The sequence below is a fragment of the Flavobacteriales bacterium genome (assembly GCA_020635395.1).
Classification (GTDB): Bacteria; Bacteroidota; Bacteroidia; order NS11-12g; family UBA9320; genus UBA987.
Genome location: JACJZV010000002.1, coordinates 627,181 through 652,243, shown reverse-complemented (window position 1 = coordinate 652,243; position 25,063 = coordinate 627,181). Strand labels below are relative to the sequence as shown.

Annotated in this window: 17 protein-coding genes; 5 read left to right on the top strand and 12 right to left on the bottom strand. The window is 39.4% G+C overall.

What is annotated here, in order from left to right; all coding sequences use genetic code 11:
• Window position 1: 1 nt before the first annotated feature.
• Window positions 2-1,453, bottom strand: a complete 1,452-nt coding sequence (locus tag H6607_09000; GenBank protein MCB9262497.1) for a hypothetical protein — start codon at window positions 1,451-1,453, stop codon at window positions 2-4.
• A gap of 168 nt (window positions 1,454-1,621) precedes the next feature.
• On the opposite strand from H6607_09000, the gene H6607_08995 reads away from it, so the two are divergent.
• The gene (locus H6607_08995; GenBank protein ID MCB9262496.1) at window positions 1,622-2,263 is read left to right on the top strand and encodes a YceI family protein; all 642 of its coding nucleotides are present in this window, start codon (window positions 1,622-1,624) and stop codon (window positions 2,261-2,263) included.
• 68 nt (window positions 2,264-2,331) lie between these two features.
• On the opposite strand, the gene H6607_08990 is transcribed toward H6607_08995, so the two are convergent.
• The 7 genes from H6607_08990 to H6607_08960 form a co-directional block, all read right to left on the bottom strand.
• Window positions 2,332-3,393 (bottom strand): Mrp/NBP35 family ATP-binding protein, encoded by a 1,062-nt coding sequence (locus tag H6607_08990; GenBank protein MCB9262495.1) that lies wholly within the window; start codon window positions 3,391-3,393, stop codon window positions 2,332-2,334.
• Complete coding sequence (locus H6607_08985; GenBank protein ID MCB9262494.1) at window positions 3,390-3,698, bottom strand: prolipoprotein diacylglyceryl transferase; 309 nt, start codon at window positions 3,696-3,698, stop codon at window positions 3,390-3,392. Before H6607_08985 ends, H6607_08990 begins: the two co-directional genes overlap by 4 nt.
• Window positions 3,699-3,829: 131 nt before the next feature.
• Window positions 3,830-4,783, bottom strand: coding sequence for a hypothetical protein (locus tag H6607_08980; GenBank protein MCB9262493.1), 954 nt, complete (start codon window positions 4,781-4,783; stop codon window positions 3,830-3,832).
• A gap of 223 nt (window positions 4,784-5,006) precedes the next feature.
• Window positions 5,007-5,975, bottom strand: a complete 969-nt coding sequence (locus H6607_08975) for a hypothetical protein (protein ID MCB9262492.1) — start codon at window positions 5,973-5,975, stop codon at window positions 5,007-5,009.
• A 64-nt stretch (window positions 5,976-6,039) separates the two neighbouring features.
• On the bottom strand, window positions 6,040-6,897 hold the full coding sequence (locus H6607_08970) for a hypothetical protein (GenBank protein ID MCB9262491.1): 858 nt from the start codon (window positions 6,895-6,897) through the stop codon (window positions 6,040-6,042).
• The gene (locus H6607_08965) at window positions 6,887-7,372 is read right to left on the bottom strand and encodes an RNA polymerase sigma factor (GenBank protein MCB9262490.1); all 486 of its coding nucleotides are present in this window, start codon (window positions 7,370-7,372) and stop codon (window positions 6,887-6,889) included. The genes H6607_08970 and H6607_08965 overlap by 11 nt, the downstream gene beginning before the upstream one ends.
• Window positions 7,373-7,465: 93 nt before the next feature.
• Window positions 7,466-8,896 (bottom strand): glycosyltransferase family 39 protein, encoded by a 1,431-nt coding sequence (locus H6607_08960; protein MCB9262489.1) that lies wholly within the window; start codon window positions 8,894-8,896, stop codon window positions 7,466-7,468.
• 126 nt (window positions 8,897-9,022) lie between these two features.
• Here H6607_08960 and H6607_08955 point away from each other — a divergent pair, with 126 nt between their 5' ends.
• Window positions 9,023-10,975: a DUF3352 domain-containing protein gene (locus tag H6607_08955; GenBank protein MCB9262488.1), complete on the top strand. Its 1,953-nt coding sequence runs from the start codon at window positions 9,023-9,025 to the stop codon at window positions 10,973-10,975.
• Window positions 10,976-11,003: 28 nt separating this feature from the next.
• Here H6607_08955 and H6607_08950 read toward each other — a convergent pair whose 3' ends face one another.
• Window positions 11,004-11,513 carry a hypothetical protein gene (locus H6607_08950; GenBank protein ID MCB9262487.1) on the bottom strand — a complete coding sequence of 170 codons (510 nt, stop codon included), beginning with the start codon at window positions 11,511-11,513 and terminating at the stop codon, window positions 11,004-11,006.
• Window positions 11,514-11,627: 114 nt separating this feature from the next.
• The gene (gene purQ, locus H6607_08945) at window positions 11,628-12,320 is read right to left on the bottom strand and encodes a phosphoribosylformylglycinamidine synthase subunit PurQ (GenBank protein MCB9262486.1); all 693 of its coding nucleotides are present in this window, start codon (window positions 12,318-12,320) and stop codon (window positions 11,628-11,630) included.
• 365 nt (window positions 12,321-12,685) lie between these two features.
• On the opposite strand from purQ, the gene H6607_08940 reads away from it, so the two are divergent.
• Window positions 12,686-16,204 (top strand): hypothetical protein, encoded by a 3,519-nt coding sequence (locus H6607_08940; protein ID MCB9262485.1) that lies wholly within the window; start codon window positions 12,686-12,688, stop codon window positions 16,202-16,204.
• 446 nt (window positions 16,205-16,650) lie between these two features.
• Here H6607_08940 and H6607_08935 read toward each other — a convergent pair whose 3' ends face one another.
• Window positions 16,651-17,151, bottom strand: coding sequence for a hypothetical protein (locus H6607_08935; protein ID MCB9262484.1), 501 nt, complete (start codon window positions 17,149-17,151; stop codon window positions 16,651-16,653).
• A gap of 279 nt (window positions 17,152-17,430) precedes the next feature.
• Between H6607_08935 and H6607_08930 the strand changes: the two genes are divergently transcribed.
• Both H6607_08930 and H6607_08925 read left to right on the top strand, forming a co-directional pair.
• On the top strand, window positions 17,431-18,573 hold the full coding sequence (locus H6607_08930; protein MCB9262483.1) for a cytochrome-c peroxidase: 1,143 nt from the start codon (window positions 17,431-17,433) through the stop codon (window positions 18,571-18,573).
• 29 nt (window positions 18,574-18,602) lie between these two features.
• Window positions 18,603-19,103: a hypothetical protein gene (locus tag H6607_08925; GenBank protein MCB9262482.1), complete on the top strand. Its 501-nt coding sequence runs from the start codon at window positions 18,603-18,605 to the stop codon at window positions 19,101-19,103.
• Window positions 19,104-19,204: 101 nt separating this feature from the next.
• On the opposite strand, the gene H6607_08920 is transcribed toward H6607_08925, so the two are convergent.
• Window positions 19,205-24,931, bottom strand: a complete 5,727-nt coding sequence (locus H6607_08920; GenBank protein ID MCB9262481.1) for a T9SS type A sorting domain-containing protein — start codon at window positions 24,929-24,931, stop codon at window positions 19,205-19,207.
• Between the last annotated feature and the right edge of the window lie 132 nt (window positions 24,932-25,063).

Below are 25,063 nucleotides of genomic sequence, written 5' to 3'. Positions count from 1 at the left end.
ATTAGTGGAGTTTTGCTTTTTCGATATAAAAATACCTTCGTAGGTTTGGTAATACTCCCTTCCCCGATTTGTATCCATACGAAATGATAGAGCCGCAACCATTGGGAACGGCATTTCGGCTGGTATAATACAATTCATTCGTATTGGTGTTTGTGCTGGTATCTATGTCTATTTTAATTCTTCCTGGCAAAATGGTGGCTGTTCGCACATCAAAACCAAATTGATAGAGGTATGATGCCGTATCGCTGCACAAAAAAGGATTTAAGCGAGGGGATAATGCGGAAATAAGTTCGCCGCTTTCCAGACTAACAAAATAATCGCCCTTAAACTCTGTAAACATATCGAATTGAACAATGGAAGCGTGGCTAAAAAAATACCCGTCGGTTGATTTTGGCAAACCGGCCACGGTTTGGCCATTGCGTATTATTGTTCCTGTTGGGCTACTGGTAATCGGCTCGTAACCCTCTAAACTAAGAGAAACTCTATCCCCATTTTTTTTAACTGAGGTTACCATACATTTCTCTGGTATGTCCAGTTCGGTTTCTCGTGTTTCAGCTTTGTCTATCTTTCGTTTTAAGCTTTCTCTTTCTGTATTATTAAGATAGTTGTAATAGTTTGTAAGTTTTGTAAACGGCATTGCCGAATATCGAATAGCTGAACCATCTTGCACCAAACCGGCAAATACCCCTAAAGCATTTTGGTTGAAATATTTGGAATAAGTTCCCACAAATAATAAGTCTCCATCATCAGTCTCCACCACTCCAGCTTGAATGGTTCTGTAAGGAAAAGTTATTTTGTGCTTCATCATTGATTCCGTTTCCGTTTCAAATCTATAAGCGTATGTGTAATGATGTTTTTTACCTTTTTCCTGCCACACAAAAAGCACATCGTTAGAATGCTGCAAAGTGGTTAAGCACACATAATCGAATGTTGTTCTTCGTGTTTTAGCCGAAACGTCAAATGTTCGGAAGGTGCTCTTTTTTAAATCATACACTGTCAGCTCTTCGTGGTTCGGCATGTGGTTTAGTAAAAACATTTTGTGTTGATTTATCCATATTTTCGGTTCATAGATGTGCTTGCTGAGCATTCCACCAAAGCTATCTATCGAAAAATCGCTATTGATGCAATACAGCGTAAAATTTCCGTATCGATAGTCATAAAAAAATTGGGCAAACAAGCTATCGGAATAAAAACTTGCCGAATATTTGTCACGAAAACTGGGGTTTACAGTTATTGTGTCGATGGCTTTTAGGTTGGAGTCAAACAAAATATAGTTTCTTTTGGGGTTAAAACCTGCTGTTTGATAGTTATCGAAAACCGTGAGTGCCACGCCCGATTTAAACACATTAATTTCTCCAATTTTGAGTTTGTCGGTCATTGGAATAAGAACAGAAGTTTGGCAAACGGCCAACAAATGAAATGTCAATAAAGCACCTATAAGTATTGTACGCATATTGGCCAAAAATATTGAATATTAAACGATTGAACAAACACCCTTTTACACTTGGCCAAAAAACCCTTTTGTCATAATAATGTAAAAGAAGGGTAAAATAAATCCATTTTCAAACAATTAGAAAAAAAGCAATGTTTGTGCTGATTAAAGATTATTAAAAGTTTAAAAATGAGAAAGACATTATTGTTCTTGACTATGGCTGCCAGTGTTGCGTTTATGACTTCATGTGGTGGCGGAAGCAAAGGTGTTGAAACTAGTGGTGCTGCTGACACCGCGGGTACAAGTGCAGAGAGCGTTACATACAACGTAAATACTGCTGAATCAAAAGTTATGTGGACCGGAAAAAAGGTTATTCAAGGTACTCACAGCGGAACCGTTGCCATCTCTAATGGAACGCTCTCTGTGAAAGGAGATGAAATTGAATCAGGTAATTTCACTATTGACATGACAAAAATTGCTGAGGTTGTTCCCGAAGGGGAAAAAGTTGACCCAAAATTTGTTGGTCACATTTCTAGTGCTGAATTTTTTCATATCGACTCATTTCCTATGGCAAAATTTGAGATTACTCAAGGTGGAAAAGAAACTATAAAAGGTAATTTGACTATTAAAGGAATAACAAAGGAAATTTCCATCCCTGTTACCCAAACAATGTCAGAAAATGGTTTAACAGCTACAAGTAAATTTACCATCAACAGAAATGATTGGGGGATTACTTGGGGCAACGGAACAACCAATAAAATTGCCATGCTTAAGGACAACTTTATCAGCGATGACATCGAGTTTGAAGTGCATTTAGTTGCCAACAAATAAGTGTAACTTTTAGGTATTAATATAAAATTGGGGTTGACAGTGTCAGCCCCTTTTTTTATGGTAAAATTTTAAGAATTTGTTTGTTTGAAGCTGTTTTTAACGGCCACAAGGCGAGCCAACTCTCCGGCAATGTTGGCATAAGCCTGTTTCACACTTTCCTGCCGTGAAATAGCTGTACCCTCATCGGCAGCCAACCGAACAGCCTCTACCAACGGAATTTCTCCAAGCAACTGTAAATCAAATTGTTCCGATAATTTTTTGCCCCCTTCTTTTCCAAATAGGTAATATTTCTTTTCGGGCAGTTCGGGCGGTGAAAACCAACTCATGTTTTCGATAATACCAAAAATTGGCAGTTTTAGATTAGGGTTCTTAAACATTCCAATGGCTTTTTTACAATCCGCCAAAGCCACATCTTGTGGTGTGGTTACTATTACCACACCATCCACCGGAATTTGTTGAGTAACCGTTAGGTGAATATCTCCTGTGCCGGGCGGCAAATCGAGGATGAGGTAATCCAACTCACCCCAATTTACATCGGTTGTAAACTGCCTAATAGCCGACGAAGCCATAGGACCTCGCCAAACAATGGCTTGTTCTTCGGGTACCAAAAAACCTATGGAAATTACCTTAACACCCTGCGAAAGTAGTGGCTCCATTTTGCCATCTACTTGTTTTGGATGTTGGTTTTTGAGGCCAAACATAGTGGGCATACTAGGGCCATATATGTCGGCATCTAATACCCCAACTTTGGCACCGCTTTCGGCAAGAGAATAAGCTAAATTGGCGGCTACCGTCGATTTTCCGACACCCCCTTTTCCGCTGGCTATGGCAATAATGTTTTTTACCTGCGGAAGCACCTCTTTTGCCTCTCTGGCTGTTGTAACCTTGCTGGTCATGTTTGGAATAACCTCAAGTTCTTTGCTCACAAAATGTTTTACCGCATTGATGCACGCATTTTTAATCATGTCTTTTAGCGGGCATGCCGGTGTGGTTAAAACCACGTCAAATTTTATAGTATTTCCCTCTATTTCAATGTTTTGAATCATGTTGAGGGTAACCAAATCTTTTTTTAAATCAGGGTCGTCAACATGGCTTAATGCCGACAAAATTTGCTCTTTTGAATAACTCAATTTTCTACCTTTTTACCAATAAATCGATAATTCATTTTTTTGATGAACCAGCCAAAAAATTTGCTTTCACCTAAAATGGAACCAATCAAAAATAATAACAATTGATAAATGAAATAGATTGCCACAAGTTTTACCAAAAATGCCAACCATTTTGCATCAATATGAATACCTAAAACTTTAAAAAGTGATTTTCGAACAAAAACGGTAAACGAACCCGTGATGGCAAAAATGACCCAAATCTTTATCATCCTTTGGTCGGAGTCAATGTTCCACTTTTGCTTTAGCTTTTCCCAATATTTTTTCACAGGGCAAAAGTATTTATAAGTTGCTAAGCTGCCTTTACCATTCATTTTTTTATACCATAAAAAATCAACCAATAAAAAAGCGAGGTTGAAAACAACCTCGCTAAAAAGTCTGAATGCCAACAAAAAATTTATCAGAACCGATAGGCAAAGCCAATGCTTCGAGCATAACCTTCATAATAATTATCAGATCCGTACACTCTAAAACCCATAGATCCACCAAAATTGAACGTATATCTTTTATAATTTACTCCCAAGCGGTACAAAAACGTAAGATTTGGATTATCAAAATTGCGAATTTTAATATCATAATCACTTACTGTAGCTTCATTGATTTGGCCAATATTGTATAGTTCAATCTCTTCGTTGCTCCACAATCTTAATCCAATATCAAGTCCACCTTCAACCGAAAGACCTTTTACCCAGTTTATTTTATAGCCGAGTGCAAACTTCTTGCCCAAGTAAAGATTGCTTAGCCTCAGATCAGTTTTGTAATAGTTAACTTCCTTTAAATAGTCCGGAATTCCACTGCCAAAAACTATGTAATGTCTATATTCCATCTCTCCGTAAAAGAATTGCTTTGAATATTGAATATTGGTAGCATTTCTGAAATAAAGATTTTTTGATTTTCCTAATGGCCTCTCTTTATTACGGATATTTACGTTGGCATAAAAACCACCGTTTTGCTCTTCCGGAACGAATGCTCGTCTTATGTAATTTGCCGATTTTCCATTATATGAGCTACTTATATCCGAAGGGGTGACATTTGTTACATGGATAATTCCTAACCATCCCAAACCTACTTCATCAAAAAACTTGGATGTAAACTTTTTCTCTTTTTTACCATGTTTAGAATCCGAATTCATACTCATACCGGTGTAGGTAACGCCTTTCGGAAGTTTAATGATGTCTATTTGGTAATTGGATGTACTGTCTTCAATGGTTACAGATACTTTGTGGTTTAGCTCGGGGGCAGTTACAGAAATATTCTCATCATTGATTCCAACGTTTACCACGTCTTGTGCAAAAATGGAATTGGCTGTAATTAACATTACTCCGAGTGCTGTGTTTTTTAAATTCCGTTTCATAACATATTCTTTTATACCTCATAATAGAATCAACTTTTTAAAAGTTACAATCAAGTAGAACAAAAAATGTTATCTAAACATAGAATAATCATCAGAAAATCTAAAGTGAGCGAAATCCTAAAACTCAATTTGGATTAAACAGCGTGAGCATATATACGCTCATTCAAAAAAAAAAGCGAGGTTGTTTCCAACCTCGCTTTAACGCTAAATGCCAACAAAAAATTTATCTGAATCGAAAGGCAAAACCAATGCTTTGGGCGTGACCAGATATTTCAGTGTCAGAACCAAAATATCTTGTTCCCATAGAGTAACCATAATTAAAACTATATCGTTTATAGTTTACTCCAAGTCGATTCATGATGGTTACTCCCGGATTGAATAGGTTAGACAAGTAAATATCATATTTGTCTTTGTATATTGGCACATCATTCAACCAAGCCTCTGTGTTATATAGGTTGACATTTTCTTTGTTGAATAATCGAACGGCGATATCCAAACCATACTCTACCGATAAGCCTTTTATCCGATTAATTTTGTAGCCAAGTGCCAATTTTTTACCTATATAAAGATTGGATAGAGCAATATCTGCCTTAATGTCTGTATGGAGAAGCAGGGAATCTGTCGAACGGTTTTCTATGTTCTCGTATAGTCTGTATTCCATTTTCCCATAGAAAAATTGCTGTGCAAAATGAATATTGGTAGCATTGTGATAATAGAAGTTTTTTGATTTTCCAAATAGTCGTTCTTTTTTTCGGATATTTAGATTGGCATAGAATCCCCCATTTTCAGCATCGGGCAAAAAGGATCTTCTGGTGTAGGTAAAGGTAGAAGGAAGAGTCCAAGAAGTCCAAATATAAGATGGAGTGTAAATTTGTTGTGGCAACACATTCGTGTATCCCAAACCTACTTCATCAAAAAACTTGGATGTAAACTTTTTTTGTTTTTTGCCATGTTTAGAATCCGAATTCATACTCATACCTGTGTACGTAACACCTTTTGGAAGCTTAATGATGTCTATTTGGTAGTTGAATGTGCTGTCCTCAATGGTTATAGATACTTTGTGGTTTAGCTCGGGGGCGGTTACAGAAATATTCTCATCGTTGATTCCAACGTTTACCACGTCTTGTGCAAAAATGGAATTGGCCGTGAGTAATGTTATGCCAAATGCTATTTTTTTAATTTTTGTTTTCATAACATATTTTATATACCTCTTTATAGAATCAACTTTTTAAAAGTTACAGATGAATTTAGTTTTTTTAGAAACTGAGTGCAATGTATATTGGGTTCTCATTGTTGCCGTCTAATTTCAAATAGAGCTTGTCATTTTGCCGAACAAACGTGATGTGCTTATCTGCCACCAAATCCAGAAGTTTAATGTTTTGTTCTTCAATGTCGCGTACGGTATAAACAATGTCAGTGGCCTCTACCGAAGTATTGGAAACACTAAATTTTCGTGTATAGGGTTTCACTTTTGCCTGAACAATTTCAATTCTTGGTGTGCTGTCTGGTTTTATTGTTGGAAAAGGCTTCGGAGACACCGCAATCGGTTGTTCAGATCGAATCAACGTATCAACCGAAAATGTGTCGATTAATATATTTTGCACCTCAACATACACTTCTTTGGGTATCCAATTCTTGATTTCTTCCAATGTTTCGGTTTCTTCCGTTTCGTGTGATTGGGCCATTTTTTCTTCTGCTGCCTTTATTTCTTGTTGCTGCACGGGCTCATTTTTGAGCGTGTCATTGCTCACCACCACAACCCCGTTTTGAGTATGTTTTGTACGGTCAACATTCATAACCACAGCAATGCCAATGATTAAGGATGCAGCTATGGCCGAAATAATTCGGAACATGGGTATTACCCTTTTTCGCTCCGGTTGGGCTACCACAAGGGCTTCAGCCTTAATATTTTCAAAAAATGATTCGTGTGCTTCGGCATATTTTTCCGACTCATCTTGCAGCATGGCCTTTTGCCAACAATCCCACTCGAACGAGTAAAATGAATTGTTTTCTATTTCTTTTAAAATAGCTTGTCTTTCTGTTTGGTCATATTCGTTTTCTAACAATTTAAAGAAAACGGTTTCGTAATTTTCTTCATTTAATCTATTTGTCATGATACACCTCCAACTTTATAATTTGTTCTTTGAAAGCCTTTCTGGCTCTAAATAAATAGACTTTTACCTGAGCCAAACTCAAATCTACCATATCCGAAATTTCCTCATAGCTATATGCCTCCAAATCGCGAAGCACAATCAGTTCTTTATCTCTTGCCGACAATTTTTCCAATGCTTTATATACAAGGTCTTTGCTCTCATAAGCCGCTTGAGTACTGCCAATTTGGTGTTGCGATTCAATTTCAACAGTATCTTTTTTTAGCTTATAAAAATCCTTGACTTTGTTTCGAACCACGGCAAACAAAAAGGGTTTGGCCTTTTCCGTTTCCACACCGTCAAGTTTGTTCATCAAGGCTATAAAACTCTCCTGCACCATATCTTTGGCTTGCTCAATATCGCTAATCTGCCTGTCGGCAAATTGAAGCAACCGAGGACCCAGTTGATTGACGCAGATATTGAATTCTTGGAGTGTCACTTGCAGGGGAATAGAATCAAAGTTCGGAAAGTTACAACGAAAACAAAGTTTTTGAAAAAAATATTCCTTTTGTCAAAAATTCGAATCAAAACTTCATTTTAACCGCCAGATTATTAGGCCTTTGTTTTCTATCTTTGAGTCGTATATTTTTTCATATTTCTCTAATAAAAATGCCTTTATATCCTTGTATTTGTTGGTTAAACCCAATGTTTCACTTGATTGAATAATGAATTGGTTCGGCCTTTCTATCAGTGTTTTTTTGAATATGTTAAACCGCACTTGGGCATAATCATCCTGAATAACAAAAAAATGAAATACCGGAATCGGGATGTACGAATTGGTATAGTACTTATTTCTGAGATAAAAACTTGCCAAATCCGGGTCGTCGATATAGACACTTGCTCCGGTTGGAATGTACTTTTCAATTGTTTTTTCAAACGGCTTAGCCAATAATGTTGGGTTTTCTTTTGATCCATTTTGTTGAAATGAGTTGAGATTTTGATATGAAAATACCACAGCAAAAATCAACAAAGCAGTGTTAACAAACGGAAACCTTCGTTGCTGTAAGAACTCCGTCAAACTAACGACGCCCACTACAGAAACAATGGAATAAGAAAAAATCATCTGCAAAAAATAATGGCCAAACGTGTAGCCCGACACACAGCAGCTCAATAGCTCTACTACAAACTGTGAAGCAATGACAAGACACAGTTTTTTATTGGTGCTTGGAAGTAGAAATGCAAAAAATATGAGCAGGGGTAAGAAGGCTGCAAAAGAGCCAATAGGTTCAAAAATTTGGAGGTATTTGTTTAGGCCAATGGATAGTTTTTGCATAAGGTTTAAATCCAAAAACTTGCTATATGCCGAGGTATAGTTTATATATTTTAGAAAACCACCAACTCCCCCTGTAAACAGCAAATAAAAGGTAAACGGCAATAGCCCAAGCAAACCACCCCACACAAAAGGAATCCATTTTTTGAAGTTGTATGTAAAAACTAAAAACAACCACCACGGGATAATCGAAAAAACAAATGGCTCTTTAAACAAGGTGGCCGTTGCTGCAAATATTCCGGCAAAAAGTAATTGTTTCTTTTGTTCGTTTTGATGAAATTTTAATAAAAAAGTGATTGATAATATAAGAAATTGTAGGCCATACTCTTCGGTATATCCACCTCGACCATACAAAAGCCCATTGTAGAAAAGTGTTAAAAACAAAATGAGTACAGCCAAAACCTGCCACCATTTTTTTAACCAATTTCCGGCAATAGAAACAATGTTGAACACCGTGAGCACTCCGAGCAAAAACTCTAAAATGCGGTAGGGCAAATAATGGTTTATCATACCAACGACATAAATCATCGGCGGTTTGCTGGCCCAAATATCATTATACAATGTGCGACCATGAAGCAACTGGTTGGCAACCGTTTGAAAAAGTGTTTGGTCAAATTCTAAACCTTTGTTTGCAGTAATAAAAAAATAGCTTCTGAAATAAAGGAAAAGAAAAAACACGCCAAACCATACCATAAAACCCCTCTTGCTGCCAAACGATATGTTAGTTGAAACAATCAGCTTTTTTTGAATTAACAATTTTGCGGCAAATTATCACAAAATCATCCAAAACATACATTCAAACCTTTAAATTGCAACACTATGAAGAGATTCTTAAAAATTTTGGGTCTATTGATTTTGCTGGTAATAATTGGCTTGTTGGTTTATTTTAAGCTGGGCAAGGTGGGCAATATAGATGCTCTAAAACTTGTTCCGGGCAACGCCATGTATGTGTTAGATTGCGAAAAACCGATAAAAAACTGGAAAGAACTAAGCAGCCACCCGATATGGAATGTGCTCAAATCGCACCCAGAGTTTGCTGATTTGACCGAAGATGCAAATTACCTCGACTCATTGATTGATAACAATAAAACTGCATTCAAATTGGTGGGCGACCGCAGGGCGATTATTTCTGCCCACCCTACCACCAAAAACAATTATGACTTTTTGTTTATCGTCGATTTGAAGTCGGGTGCCAAACGAAAAATTGTTTTTAAAGGCATCGAAACTCTCTTAAAATCATCTGATTACAAAATAAAAAACTACACTTACCACAATGTAGAAATACTGGAAAGCACAGACAACTTGGGCGAAAAACTGGCCTTTGCACAAATAGAAGATCAGTTGGTGTGCAGCTATACAACTGGATTGGTAGAGCAATCTATTGAGGCCTTTGAGAAGCCTGAATTTGCCGAAAGTACTTTTTTTAAATCCTGTTTAGACAAATGCGAAAATGATGGGTTGGCACAGTTGTATGTGCAATATTCGATGCTTGACGAGCTGATGGCCTGCTACATGACCGATGTAGCCGATATAAAAACTCTTGGCGAATCGATGCGGTTTAGTTGTTTGGATTTTTTGACCCCAAAAAACAAGTGGCATTTAGAGGGTTTTTCTAACCTGAACCCGGAAGGTGACTCTTATTTGCGGGCAGTGCTAAACTCTGGGAAAAGCGACCACAAAGCTGGTGATGTTTTGAGCAACCGAACAGCGTGGTACATGAGTTTTAATTTTAATTCTTTTGGCGATTTTAGAAAAAACCTTAGCAAAGTGTTAAAACAACCATCTTTAGAAACTGCCGAGTTTATTCCTAATCAAAAACTGATTGAAAAGCTGCTCGGCATATCTGTAGAAGAACACTTGCTTGGGTGGATTGGAAATGAGGTGACAGTAGCTCAATTGAGAAACAACAATGCTTTGAACAAATCCGACAACTACCTTATTCTGCTGCGTTCGGAAGAAATTGCCGAAGCCCAGAAAAAGTTAAACACCATTACCAAACACCTAAAAAACCGCACTCCGGCCAAATTCAGGCAAATCGACTATAAAAATCATCAAATTCAATACTTAGACATAAAGGGTATTTTTAAACGACTATTTGGAAAAGCTTTCGATAAAATAGAAAAACCCTACTTTACCATTTTGGGCGATTTTGTAGTTTTTGCCAACAACCCACAAACCCTCATTGGCCAAATCGAAGATTACGAAAACAGCAAAACACTGAGTCAACTTGATTCTTACCAACGATTTTTAGACGATCTCTCCGAGAGTAGCGTAACGGTGTACTCCAACCCTCAGCATCTCGACAATGTGTTGATGCAGCGTATGAAACCCGAAAGCAGAACCAATATGGCCAAAAGCGAAAAATATTTCAATGCGTTTGAAAGTGTTGGCCTAACATTGGTTGCCGATGGAGACATGCTTAAAACCGAAGTTTCATTGAGGTTAAACGAAGGAAATGGCGAAGAAATGAACCCAACCAACGAAGCCGACTTGGCCGAAATGTACGCTAAATATGCCTCTGAGTTTACGGCCAACGATTCCATACCGGATATGCAGTTTGTGGAAGATGGTATCTACAAAAAGTTTTTTGCCGGAACCGACAAAATTGAAATTGAGGCTGAAACCAAAAACGGCGTGTTAAATGGCGATTATACTGAGTTTTACATTACAGGAGAAAAACACTTTGAAGGCAAATATAAAAAGGGTAGAAAAGCCGGAACATGGACCGAATACGGCCAGTCTGGCGAGGAGTTGAACAGAACGAAATATTAAAAACCGAAACGGTTTTTTCTAATTGCGTTTAGGATACTTTTTTGGAAATGAGTGTTTCCCAACCCTCATCAATTTTCTTGATGGTCAAACCCTCATCGTAATATATACCATTGTCCATTTTAGGCACTTTATAGTCTTCAAACCCATTGCTTTCTAAGTACATTCTTAAATCCACCACATCATCAAAAATCATCGATTCTTTGCGAAGAAGCGAAATTTTTTCGCGAGGTTGTTCTACCACCGATTCGGTTTTTTGAGGTTTACCAATAGTTATAACGTCTCCTTTTTTGTAGTTGAGCAGCATGGCCTTTACCTCTTCCAAATAATCATCGTCCATATCGATGGGCACAGCCAGTGTAATTACTTTTTTGTCGTTTTTGTTTAACCAAAATTGCGACCGACAGCTTGAGCTGCAAAAACGGGCATTTTTACGATTTGCTAAAAAAGCCGATTCGCAGTTTTCGCAAATTAATTCGGTTGACTTATGGTTTGTCTTAAAACCCTTGGTCGTTCTATACATTCCTAATTCTAATTGCATCTTAACGTTTATTAGATGCAACAAAATTGGCCATTAAAATCGTGCAATTCATATCGAGCTATGCACACTGTACAAAAGTTTGGACAAATAAACTAATTGGTTTAAAGACGGCTTCTATGCGTTGGTCATAGCCATAATGCCCTCAAACATTGCCAAGCCGTCAGTATTGAACAATTTGGCATCGGCAGCCCGTTCCGGGTGCGGCATCATACCAAACACATTTCTGTTTTTGTTTGTAATTCCGGCAATGCTCATGGTTGAACCATTAGGGTTTGTACCTTTATGCACATGTCCATTTTCATCGCAGTAGTAAAACAACACTTGGTCGTTATCAATCAACTCAGCAATGGTTTTTTCGTCGGCATAAAATCGACCTTCGGCATGGGCAATGGGTATTTTTACAATCGAATTTTTATCGAAATTTTGAGTAATTATGGTGTTGGTGGAAGCCGTTTTTAGATACACATTTTCGCAAATAAACAATTGGTTTTGATTGCGTAGCAATGCCCCTTCCAGCAAACCCGACTCGCACAAAATCTGAAAGCCATTGCAAATTCCCATCACATATCCGCCATTGTTGGCATGTTCGATAACGCTTTGCATAATGGGGCTAAGTTTAGCAATGGCCCCACTTCGCAAATAATCGCCAAACGAAAAACCGCCCGGCAAAAACACGAAGTCAACCCCTTTAAGGTCGGTATCTTTATGCCAAAGCAATTCCACTTTTTGGCCAGAAGTGCGTTCCAGCACTTCAATTAAATCGTGGTCGCAGTTAGATCCCGGAAATATTACAACACCAAATTTCATCCGCTCAAATTTTAATGCAAAACAACGCAAAATTTTCCATTCTTGGTTGACAAAATAGGGTGGCGTTTGTCGGAAAACCAACTTTGCCTTCCATCCATTCCCTGCTTTTTGCGGCTCCTAAAAATCTCCGAAGTCCAAATAGCAAGCACATCCACGGGAATCCCGAATACTATCGGACTTAACTTGCAATCTTGTCGGGGAGTATTCGAATCCCTGAATTTCATTTACGATTGTCAAATTTTGCCAATACCCAATACTGCGTTAGGTGCATGCTACACGTGTCGCTTGTAGAGGAAGCTCGCACCAGGGTGGTGATGTTGCCTTGATCCGTCAACCTATCCAAAATAAACTTAGATTTGCTTCTTATGAATAATTTTACCAGAGTCATTGCTTCCGTACTTATTCTTTACTCTTGTAATAACCAACAGGAGAATAAAAAAATCATTAAAGCAATTGGTCAGGATATATCTGCACCCATACAGATAACTATAGTAGCTGACTTGCACGACAGTCTGCAACCCAAAATCATTTCTTTGGATAGGATGCCCAAGCCCTTAGTAGTGCAGATTCCAAATAAGGCGGGAGGTTCCTATACCAAATCTGGCTCCAATGGCGTAACAACCTCCATTGATTTGAAGCCACCCATAAAAATATCATTGCCGATATTGCGAAATAAAGAAGGGGAGCCCATATTGGATAAGGATGGTAAAACATTTATTCTGGGTGATGGAGGCATATCCAATTTCACAAATTTTACCACAGACGATGGCCTGGCGTTGGATGGAATTAGTTGTTCTGTAATGGACAATGTTGGTAATCTTTGGTTTGGCACTTATGGCGGCGGAGTGTGCCGTTTCGACGGGAAATCCTTCAGCACTTTTACCACTGCTAAGGGACTGGCAGATAATTCGGTTTCCAGCATCTTAGAAGACAAAGACGGTAATCTCTGGTTCGGCACCGATGGCGGGGTAAGCCGTTTCGACGGGAAATCCTTCAGCAATTTTACCACCGCCCAGGGACTGGCAAATAACAAGGTTTGGAGCATCTTAGAAGACAAAGACGGTAATCTCTGGTTCGGCACTGCCGGCGGTGGGGTGAGCCGTTACGATGGGAAATCCTTCAGCACTTTTACCACCGCTCAGGGACTGGCAAATAATTCGGTTTGGAGCATCTTAGAGGTCAAAAGTGGTGATCTCTGGTTCGGCACTGAAGGCGGGATAAGCCGTTACGACGGCAAATCCTTCAGCACTTTTACCACCGCTCAGGGACTGGCAAATAATAAGGTTTGGAGCATTTTAGAGGACAAAAGCGGAAATCTCTGGTTCGGTACTTTGGGCGGCGGGGTGAGCCGTTTCGACGGGAAATCCTTCAGCACTTTTACCACCGCCCAGGGACTCGCAAATAATTCGGTTTGGAGCATCTTAGAGGACAAAAGTGGTGATCTCTGGTTCGGCACTGAAGGTGGGGTAAGCCGTTACGACGGGAAATCCTTCAGCAATTTTACCACTGCCCAGGGACTGGCAAATAACAAGGTTTGGAGCATCTTAGAAGACAAAGACGGTAATCTCTGGTTCGGCACTGGAGGAGGCGGGGTGAGCCGTTTCGACGGGAAATCCTTCAGCACTTTTACCACCGCTCAGGGACTGGCAGATAATAAGGTTCTGAGCATTTTAGAGGACAAAAGCGGTAATCTCTGGTTCGGCACTTTGGGCGGCGGGGTGAGCCGTTTCGACGGGAAATTCTTCAGCAATTTTACCACAGCCCAGGGACTGGCAAATAATTCGGTTTGGAGCATCTTAGAGGACAAAAGTGGTGATCTCTGGTTCGGCACTGAAGGCGGGGTAAGCCGTTTCGACGGTAAATCCTTCAGCACTTTTACCACTGCCCAGGGACTGGCAAATAACAAGGTTTGGAGCATCTTAGAAGACAAAGACGGTAATCTCTGGTTCGGCACTGGAGGAGGCGGGGTGAGCCGTTTCGACGGGAAATTCTTCAGCACTTTTACCACCGCTCAGGGACTGGCAAATAATAAGGTTCCGAGCATTTTAGAGGACAAAAACGGAAATCTCTGGTTCGGCACTTTGTACGGCGGGGTGAGCCGTTTCGACGGGAAATTCTTCAGCACTTTTACCACAGCCCAGGGACTGGCTAATAATACGGTTTATAGTATCCTAGAGGACAAAGGCGGTAATATCTGGTTTGGCACGGACGGCGGCGGGGTGAGTCGTTTATTGAGAAGAAATTTGGAGGAATTACAAGAAAATATTGAAAAAGTCAAGAGTGTATGTAAAGTTTCTTTTGATAATTTCTCAATAGGGCAAGGATTGGCAAATGACGTAGTTTATGATATAGTAGAGGATAAGGAGGGCAATGTGATTATCGGCACCAATCTGGGTTTTACCTTCATTCCGGCTAAAATGAGTTCTATGCCTTTTTCAGAGGTAAAATCCGAACTTGAATATTACAATGAATCGAATGGTTATCCAATAAAGGATGTGAATAACAATGCCATGTTATGCGATAGTAAGGGAATTATCTGGGCGGGTACTGGAAGCTCTAAATCGGCTCTGGTACGATTTGATTATGCAGCTGTTCAAAGAATTAAACAGCCTCCGGTTTTGGTTATTCAAAGGATTAAAGTAAATGAAGAAAATATTTGCTGGTATAATCTGAAAACAAATGGAATAAGGCAAAATGCTGAAGATAGTGCAACAGCATTACTACAGGAATTTTGGGCCTATGAGAAGGTATTGTCGAAAGATGAAAATGATTCCATAATAAATAGGTTTGGTGATATTCAATTCGATAGCATTACCAAATTTTACCCATTACCACAAAACTTAGTACTGCCTTTCCGGCACAACCAGATATCCTTTGAATTTACGGCCATTGAAACTTCAAAACCCCAATTGGTAAGATATCAATACATATTGGAAGGCTACGACAAAAACTGGAGCCCAGTTACCAACAGAACCAATGCCAGTTTCGGCAATATCAGAGAAGGAACGTACACCTTCAGGCTAAAAGCCCTGGGTGCCAACGGTTTTTGGACAGAACCTATTGCTTACACCTTTAGGGTATTGCCCCCTTGGTACCGCACCTGGTGGGCTTATCTGATATATATATTAATATTTCTGGGGGCATTACGGATTTTTAGCAAATGGAGGGAACGGAACCTCAGGGAGGAAAAAGAAAAACTGGAGAGAACTGTAGCAAAAAGGACAGAAGAACTAACTTCAGAAAAGAAGAAATCAGATGAATTGCTGTTAAACATCCTTCCCGAAGAAGTTGCAGTAGAACTTAAAGCTAAGGGTAGTGCCAAGGCCAGACATTTTGATGAAGTGACGGTTTTATTCACTGATTTTAAAGATTTTACACAGATGTCAGAGCAAATGACAGCCGGAGAATTGGTAGAAGAAATTCATACCTGTTTTATGGCATTTGACCATATCATAGAAAAACATGGTTTAGAAAAGATAAAAACGATTGGTGACAGCTATATGTGTGCCGGAGGTTTACCTGTGGCCAACAAAACACATGCTGTGGATGTGGTCGGTGCTGGATTAGAGATTCTACATTTTATTTTGAATCGTAAAACCGAAAGGACTGCTTTAGGAAAGAAACCCTTTGAAATTCGAATCGGTATCCATACAGGCCCGGTTGTAGCAGGAATTGTCGGCATCAAGAAATTTGCCTATGACATCTGGGGAGATACTGTTAATACCGCAAGTAGGATGGAAAATAGCGGAGAAACGGGAAAAGTAAACATCAGCGGAACTACCTATAATCTGGTAAAAGACAAATTCATCTGTACGCACAGAGGAAAAATTCAGGCGAAGAATAAAGGAGAACTTGACATGTACTTCGTGGAAGAAAAAATTTGAATAAGGCACATCCACTTATTACCAAGTTTTTGTTAAGTCCAATGGATGAGCAATGAAAACTTAGTTGAATAAAATCTTTGTAGCTATTTTCAATGGGTTTGTCGGTTTTAGATTTTGTTATTTTCATCTAAATCAGTGTCTCCCATTAGCGACGTTGATGACAAATGTAAAAAATCCTTTTTTTTGAATTATGCCTTTAAACGAATTATGCGGATATTGGACACTCTAATGGTTTTCGGGAAAAAACAGCCTGCCCGTGGCGGACTTTCCTCCACAATGGTCTGTCTGCCTCGCTCCAAGAGAGGGGTTCTCTAATTCGTCATGCAGAGGCTCGCCAAAACATCACTATTTGTAAACACCCAAAAAATTATGGCCCAATTTCTTTGTTTTTCAAGATAGAATGGGGGTTATCCATGGCCAACTCTTCGGCTAAATTACCCTGCATTCTAAATCCCAAAACCTGAATGATTGAAATAATATCCAATACCGAATTCATGGCTCTCCTTTCTTTTTCCTTTTATAATCTTACTTACCCAATCGATTTCATATTTAATCTTTGTTCCTTTTTTTGATTTTTTGTTAATGCTTGTAATACAGATGAAGTTCATCCTGTTACTATTGTAGTACCGACGTTCCATAATTTCTCCAGCAACTTTATTGTAATTACACAAATAAATTGGGAATCCTCTTTCTGTGATGTATTCTCTGGGAAATAAAAAATATCCAAACGAAATCAAGGAATCATTTTCTAAATATGCCTCAAAAGCAGTATCATGGTTTTTTCCGTATATGCGTTTATAGAATATGGTGCTACGAATTGTATCTAAAGATATTGAAATACTGTCTTGGCCGTCAAGGTCTTTTATGACATAGAGTGAGTTGCTTGCCAATGATTTAAGTGTGTCTATTTCCGCATATAGCCTATTAATGCTTGTAGAGTCAGCCATACAAAATTGACACACTAATAATTGAGTAAGAAGTAAAATTGTTTTTGTTTTCATAATCCACTGACGGTTTATAGGTATTCCATCTCTCAAATAAAACATAAAACAAATCTAACGTAACGGCCAACCATATAGTACAGCTTTTTAAACTCGGTTGATACCGGACTATAAAGAAACGGAATATCCCACCTCCGCAATACAACCCAGTTTTGACGCAAGATTTTGCTGTTTTCTTCTCCATGTACCCGACTATATAGTTGCAGTTGTCTTATTTTCGTATAGATGAAGCTGAAATTAGTATTTGTTTTGCTTTCTTTTCAGATTGTTTTTTTGAGCAATTGTAAAGACAAAGATGCCTTATCCGAAAAAGAAATTATTGCCGAATATTTAAACCTCCCAACTACTCCTTTTGACTATCTAAGCCTGAATGTTCCTGATTTTTTAGATAAGAAAAACATCCTTCTTCAAGACAATACGCCGCTTTCTGCTGCTACTTCCAACCAAATTGTCACTTTGGGAAGGGTTTTGTTTTATGATAAAAATCTATCAAAAAACAATGCTACCGCTTGTGCCAGTTGCCATATTCAAAAATATGGTTTTAGTGATACTGCCACCCTTTCGGTAGGGCATTTAGGTGGCAAAACCAAACGCCACAGCATGGGTTTGGCCAATGCCAGGTTTAGGGTTTCAGCCCGTTATTTTTGGGATGGCCGAGCAGATAATATTGAGGGGCAAGTGTTGCAACCCATATTGGACCCCGTAGAAATGGGTATGAGCATTTCTGAACTCGTTTCGAAACTAAACAAACTGCCCTATTACCCCATTTTATTTAAGCAGGCTTATGGCGTTTCCGATATTTCCGAGCAAAAGATTAAAACGGCGTTGGCGGCCTTTGTTCGTTCTATGATTTCTTTTGACAGCAAATACGACCAGGGTAGAAAAAATCGTCCACGCGATAGCGTATTCAACAACTTTAGCCCATTGGAAAATCTTGGAAAATCATTGTTTTTCAATGCTCAAAAAGGCAACTGCGGCGGTTGCCACAATACCGATGCCATGGTTATAGACTCCCCGCGAAACAACGGCATTTCGTTTGAAGAATTTTTGGCCAACGATGTGGGTTATGAGGTGGTTTCGGGAAATGTTAACGACCGAGGCAAGTTTTTGCCGCCCTCGCTCCGCAACATAGCCGTGCGGCCTCCATATATGCACGATGGCCGATTTAAAACATTATCCGAGGTTATTGAACATTACAGCGACAATATTGCTTGGTCATCCACCCTCGACGAGCATTTGAAAAATGGCACTACTCCGGCTCGTTTTCAGCTTACCACTGAGGAAAAAGAGGCTTTAGAGGCATTTTTAAATACATTAACCGACCCGCAATTTTTGACCGATGAGAAATACTCTAATCCCTTTCGATAATTTATTTTGCCATTAATTGCCTTCATAATATGAAACAACCGAGGAAAATAATTTTATGGTTGGCTATTGCACTACTTGCCTTTGGTTTACTCTGTTCTCCCATTTTATGGCTACTAAATATGGAATTTGCTTCCGATACGATTAAGTCCGATTACAAACTATTTTTATTTTTTGCCTTACCAGCTGCCGTTCTTCTTACCCTATTTGGAACACTAAAAATACACGACAACAGGCGGCAGATATTTGCTAAAACTATCATAACAATACTTATGGCTGCCATGGTGGCGTTCATTATGCTTTTATCATTATTATCCGATATGTGTGCATGGACAAACCGACAAGTGCTTTTTGAAAACAAATTGCACCCAACCACAAAAATAATTGTCCGTGATTTTGGATGTGGTGCCACCGACGGCGGCTCTCCAGTAATTGATGTATTTCGGGTTGAGCATTTTCGTCCATTTTTTATTCGTGCCACTCGTATTGACACAGCAACTATCAACAAAAACGAATGGGTAAGAATTCGATAAAAAGTGGTTTAACCCAAATTTTGTAATAGTCTGTTACTTAATTTGGGTCAAACCATTTCAAAACATCAATTCCAAAACAATTTGTCAATACGGTTTACACCTTATTTCACAATTGCAATCTTTTTCCAAGCAATTCCATTTTTGCTTTCAATTCTTACTAAATATACGTCTGCTGGTAGTTCCGGAAGTTTTACAACATTTAAACCGGGTTTTATTTCCCAACCACCCACTTCTTGACCCTGCAACGAATAGGCTGTCAACTTTGAAACCTCAGTTGTATTCGACTGCACATATAGGCGGTCTTGTGCAGGGTTTGGGTAAACCAAATAATTGATGTTTGCCATATTTTCCACCAAACTCCTATCCAAAACTTCTGTACTCGCATCCGGATTATCAGGCGGCAACTGGGTCAAGCCCAAACTGTCGGTAGCGATGCTATAGAAAGCATATCGATGGTGGTCTCTACCGTAAAATGTGTCCGACACCAGAGAAGTGTTGCTTTTCCAAGCCACGTATGCACTGTCGTTTATTGATACAAAAACGGAAAAAAATTGTAATCCGCAGCCGTTGTCGCTTCCACCCCACTCCACCACAAAGGTGGAATCTCTGGTTATAGCGTTCAACATCGTAACAGCACTTTGTGGTGGCTCTATGTCAACTTTGTTGGTGTGCACATTGGTGGCTATTGGCGGGTTGGCATCAAAATAAATAAGTGCCTTATTGCTGATGGTTTCATCATGTTTAATTCCATTTCTCAAGCCAACTGAATAGCTAAAATTTCCCTCCCCTTCAGGTTGTGTTTGATTGGGAGGCAAAAAGCCCAAGTCCACATCTTCATTTGGCTCAAGCGTACTTCTATCCATTGTGAGGTATGATACCATAATGACTCCATTGGAAGTGTCCAGACTTCCGGTAACCTGCACAAGACTTTGAATACGCGGAGCTAAATCTATCATGATTCGGAACTCCTTACTAAAACCTTGTATGTTGTAGGTGCTGTCGGCAATAGTAACTTGACCAAAGCTGAACGTTGAAAAATCAAATTTGCTTTTATCCAACGTATCAAAAACAACCACATTGGTGGCAGGTGCACTTGCTGTATCCTTATTTTCAAAATATACGGTATAAACCATATTTGCTCTGGCTCCAACGTATCCGTCAAAACCATATCCATCGGGGCCTGCAATTTCATTTGGGTCGAATGAAGTGACTCCGCGGCTTTTGTGTTTACCCTTGTTTTTGGCATTAAATTTATCCCAACATTCCTGATTGGCATCGTAGTTTGATTTTATATCAAAACCAATGTCAATTAAATCCTTTGCAATTTTAACCCCTTTTGAAACCGGAATTAAATCGCCCGCACAGTCGGCTATACTCCATGCCCAACCCCAACCGCTAATGAGCCAGCTTCCCCATGTTTCAGGTTTTTCGGGCTCGTTGGCATCTTTTAAGGCATACGACACCCCTGTTTCGGTAACTTTATAGGCCAGTTTGTAGCAATCATAACCTGGAATAAGACCAATGGCTTTGTCCCAACTGTATTTGGCGGCGGCTTTGGCAAGGCAGGCGGAAACCTCGGGTGGTGTGCTGGCCTTTTTTCGTTTTTCAAATCCTTCGATTAAAGGGTCGGTTACCCAAACCGTCATTTCCAAATCTTTTGATGATTTTATTTTAACCCGAATAGAAGAAGAACTTAAAGCACCTATAGACGGCACATAAAATGGGTAAATTCGAACCTTACGACCTTCGAACTCTCCAAAAGAATCAGACACAAAATATAAATCAATCGTTGTGTCTTGCCATTGTGTCCAGCCGTCATCGGTAAAACTTTTGGGTACGCCTATCTGTACATCGGGAAACTCGATTTCCATGCCTGGAACATCGTTTACCACAAAAAACAAAGGAACGCCCAACGCATCTGTATTTGCAAAGTTTCCGTAGTTGATGGTAAAAGTTTGCCAACGATTTAGCAAAAAGCGATCGCGACCACCCAACATTACCCACGGGGCTGGCCGCTCGGCTTTCTCAATAGTCATATAATCGGAAAGCTGAATGGCAGTTTGCCCAGGCACCTCCACCACCACTGAATAAACACCAACCGTGGCATTATCCACATTGAATACCGCTAAAAATGACTCTCCATTTTTGTCGGTAATTTTTACCGTATCAGCATATATAGGTGTTACACCATTCTTTTGCAGACTCACCTTCATATCCGGAGTAAAGCCAAGGCCAAATCCATAAATGGTAACTTCGCCCTGATTGCCAAATATCCGTGGTTCCGAACGATGAATTTCGGGGTTAAATATTGTAATACCTATGTTGGTGTCCGAAATAATGTAGTGACCATAGGCCGGAGCATTGTAAAGTAAAAAACGATTATTAACTGTGTCAAGTGTAATATTTCTATTTATTGCCCGCCAGTCTAATCCTGCATTTTCCGAAAAATACAGTTTTAGGTCGGTCTCCTTTTTGCCCGCCAATCGGTGTGGAAGGTAATTGAGATACAATTGTTTTAAACTATCTTTTGCAGCCAACGGATTGGGTTTAAAACGCCACCAATGGGTAAGCGATGTGGGCACGGACGGATGAACGTCGTTGCCAAATGATTCCACTTCAAGAGTCGAAATATCTGAATTGTTCAGAAACCGAACGGATGCCAGATGATAAAATTTCTCGTAAAAATTATCAGAAGCAATGTTAGATATGATTCTGCCGTTGTTCACAATTTTTGAGAGGGATGATGCATTTATTTCATTGCATTTCAACTGTCCGGAGGTGTCAATGGTCAAAACCGACGAACCGTTTACGGTAAGATTTGGAAGGATGGACTCGTTAATAAAGCTCATCGAATCGTTTACAAAGAAATTTCCTTTGGTGTATGCACTATTCTTGCCCCCAATTTGACGCGGATTGTGCGAAACCAAATACGTGGCACCCGGTTGGTAAAATGCATTGTTTTGAAGACCTTTTGCCAAATAAGTATTTAAGTATCCACCAGAAACGTGTGTTTGAATTGTGCCAAAATTGTACACCTCGCCATCAAAATAGTTTGAAACACCATAGCCAGGTTTGTTTTGTATTGTGCCAAAATTTACCATATCGGTTCTAAATCGAACATTTGAGTAGGTAGTTACCTCCCCTTTTAGCACTGGCAAACCGGATATGTGCATATCGGATAAAACAGAACCGTTGAAATCCAACGTGTCGCATTGGGTAAAATGAACCAAGCTTATATCGCAACTATCCATATTTGGAAGAAATCCTTGTGTATTAAATCTGGGATAGTTGCTACCATTTATCCAGCGTAGGTATGCTTTTTTAAAATGTACATCCGAACCAAGTTTTATTCCATTGTTGGTATCGGCGGCATAATAACTTCCCTCAAAAATAGAAGTTGTATTCTGTTTAAAAACACAAAGCGTATCTCCTTTCAAATAGGTGCTGTTTGGATGATAAATACCATTGTTTATAAATGTTCCATTGATATCAATGATAAAATTGCCCCCCGATTTGTTGGTGGCTATGGAGCCGTAGTTGGTGGTTGTGCCATTTAATTTTCCAGTAATACCATAGCCTGCTCTATTGAAAATAGAACCGTGGTTTATCAGACCATCTTCAAAAACCACCCCGTTATACATAATAAACGACCCCAAGACAACCGGTATATCATAAAATATAGAGCTGTTTACCAAAGATCCATTAAAATCAATGGTGTCACTACTTTTGAAATACACATCATAGACAGTACATGTGTCAAAATGAAGGGTATTTCCGTTGGTCAATATGCGGGTGTATGGCAAGTTGTTCTGAAAATCAAGTGTTGCCTTATAAAATCGAGCCATTGAGTTTAATTGCACCGCCGCCGATGTGTCGTAGCTGTAATAATTGCCCTCAAAAAGTGCCACAGGTGTTTGGCTGAGTACATTTGGTTTTCCTCTAAAATAGGTTGAACTAGGTTTATACACTCCCGCATTAAAAAGGGTGTCGAACAACTGAACAGTGAGCACGCCCCCTTGAGAAGGGAATAAGGCAATGTTACCATAGTTTTGAGCATTTCCGTGCACATAAGTTTCAACACTATAGCCGGGACGTGGCCCCAAGTAGCCCAAATTGACAAAACCGTTTTCAAACGTAACGTTTGAATATAATGTGATTTTTCCGGTTAATATGGGTGTCGAAAATGTTTGAATATTGGTTAGTAGTGAGCCATTAAAATGGAGCGAATCTGCCCCAATGATTTGCCACTCCGCAAGGGTGCAACTATCAGCCGAAAATGAATAACCGTTCGTTTCTATGACAGAATAAGGTGTTGCATTTTGCCCATCGAGCGTGATTTTTTTGAACGTACAATTTGATTGAAGTCGTATGCCATCCAGTTTTGAATCGGTGCGAAAATTGCCCTGAAAAATGCTACTGCCGTTTTGACTGAACGAACGAATTTTATCCCCTTTGATGTTAGTGGTTGTGGGTGCATAAATTCCTCTATTTTCAATATCGGCGTATAAATCGATTGACAAATAGCCGCCCGAAATGCTACCAATATTGGTAAAAACCCCGTTGAGGATTAATGTAACCGAATATCCCGGTGTACTCCTACAGGTGCCGTAGTTGGTTATATTTCCCGACCAAACCAACGTGCTGTTTATATCAAAATTTCCGGCAATTTTGGCGTTTCCGTTTATGGTTCCGTTATAAAGTGTTGATTTGTTTAGCCGAATGCTGTCGTTAGAAAATAGGTTTATATATTCAACCGAGCAACTGTCAAAAACCATTTTATGACTACCCCCTTTTATCGAAGCATTTCCAGAACTGTTGTATCCTTTAAGCGGCCCTTTTAAGAAGGTAAAATCCGACACAATGTTCAGCGTGTCAGTTTCTTGAGCATAAATATATCCTTCCATCGGATGGTTGGCTGTTTGGCTCAATATATGCGAATGTCCGGCATAAAAATAAGTTGAAATTGGTCGATAAACCCCTTCGTTGTGAAAATTCCCGTCAACATATACAATCAAATAGGTTGAGGGAGAGTAAATGGTGTTTTTATTCGTAAAATCTCCCGACAATCGCAGCGTTACCGAATAGCCCGAAGCCCCTTTTATCACTCCTTGATTTACCACCCCGTTGGCAAAATAATTGGTTGAGTATAAGGTAATGTTTCCCGAAAGCTGTGCTGCACCCGTTATGTGAACGTCTGAAAACATCGTGCCATCAAAATCCAACAAATTGTTGGAAAGCACATCAAACGATGTGAGGTTGCATTGCTTAAAAACCGAATTATACCCATTGGTTTTAAGTTGTTGCAAGCCCGAACCACCACGTGTAAACGTACAATTTCTGAATTCTTGAGCCGTGCCAAAAACAATGGTATCTACCTTGCCCGTGTTTGCATAAATCTGAACCCCATCAAAATAAGAAGTTGCTGATTGATAAAAATGGGCATTGGTGGCATGCTCAAGGTTAAGCACTCTGTTGGTCCACACACCATTGTTGGTAATATTTCCATAGGCATAGATGGTTAATAGTCCAGAAGAAACATCATTCTGAATGGTTCCATTATTTGTCAGGTTTCCATAAACGGTTATAGTATGAGCATATCCAGGCACATTTTTGAGATATGCACCGGCACTAACCGTTAAATGATTGCACGAACCATTTCCGGTAACCGTTCCGTTAATAGTCACATCATCGCCCGATTGAGGAACAACACCACCATTCCATGTGGCCGTAGAATTCCAATCTCCTCCACTGGATTTTGAAGAAATAGAAGCACTTTGTGCATACATGGAAGTGATTAAAACCGAGATAAAAAGAGTCAAACGTTTCATATTACACCTTGTTTGTATTCCAAAGCTACTTAGGTTATTCATCAAAAAAGTTGATGGCTATCAATCAATGCAATGATTTTATGGTGAAAATGTGAGTTGTTGTGTTGCACTCTGACAAAGCAGGCTTTTGTT

Coding starts and splice junctions, on each gene's coding strand:
- H6607_09000 (MCB9262497.1), bottom strand. CDS start 1,453: ATGCGTACAATACTTATAGGTGCTTTATTGACATTTCATTTGTTGGCC.
- H6607_08995 (MCB9262496.1), top strand. CDS start 1,622: ATGAGAAAGACATTATTGTTCTTGACTATGGCTGCCAGTGTTGCGTTT.
- H6607_08980 (MCB9262493.1), bottom strand. CDS start 4,783: ATGAAACGGAATTTAAAAAACACAGCACTCGGAGTAATGTTAATTACA.
- H6607_08975 (MCB9262492.1), bottom strand. CDS start 5,975: ATGAAAACAAAAATTAAAAAAATAGCATTTGGCATAACATTACTCACG.
- H6607_08970 (MCB9262491.1), bottom strand. CDS start 6,897: ATGACAAATAGATTAAATGAAGAAAATTACGAAACCGTTTTCTTTAAA.
- H6607_08960 (MCB9262489.1), bottom strand. CDS start 8,896: ATGGTATGGTTTGGCGTGTTTTTTCTTTTCCTTTATTTCAGAAGCTAT.
- H6607_08955 (MCB9262488.1), top strand. CDS start 9,023: ATGAAGAGATTCTTAAAAATTTTGGGTCTATTGATTTTGCTGGTAATA.
- H6607_08950 (MCB9262487.1), bottom strand. CDS start 11,513: ATGCAATTAGAATTAGGAATGTATAGAACGACCAAGGGTTTTAAGACA.
- purQ (MCB9262486.1), bottom strand. CDS start 12,320: ATGAAATTTGGTGTTGTAATATTTCCGGGATCTAACTGCGACCACGAT.
- H6607_08940 (MCB9262485.1), top strand. CDS start 12,686: ATGAATAATTTTACCAGAGTCATTGCTTCCGTACTTATTCTTTACTCT.
- H6607_08935 (MCB9262484.1), bottom strand. CDS start 17,151: ATGGCTGACTCTACAAGCATTAATAGGCTATATGCGGAAATAGACACA.
- H6607_08930 (MCB9262483.1), top strand. CDS start 17,431: ATGAAGCTGAAATTAGTATTTGTTTTGCTTTCTTTTCAGATTGTTTTT.
- H6607_08925 (MCB9262482.1), top strand. CDS start 18,603: ATGAAACAACCGAGGAAAATAATTTTATGGTTGGCTATTGCACTACTT.
- H6607_08920 (MCB9262481.1), bottom strand. CDS start 24,931: ATGAAACGTTTGACTCTTTTTATCTCGGTTTTAATCACTTCCATGTAT.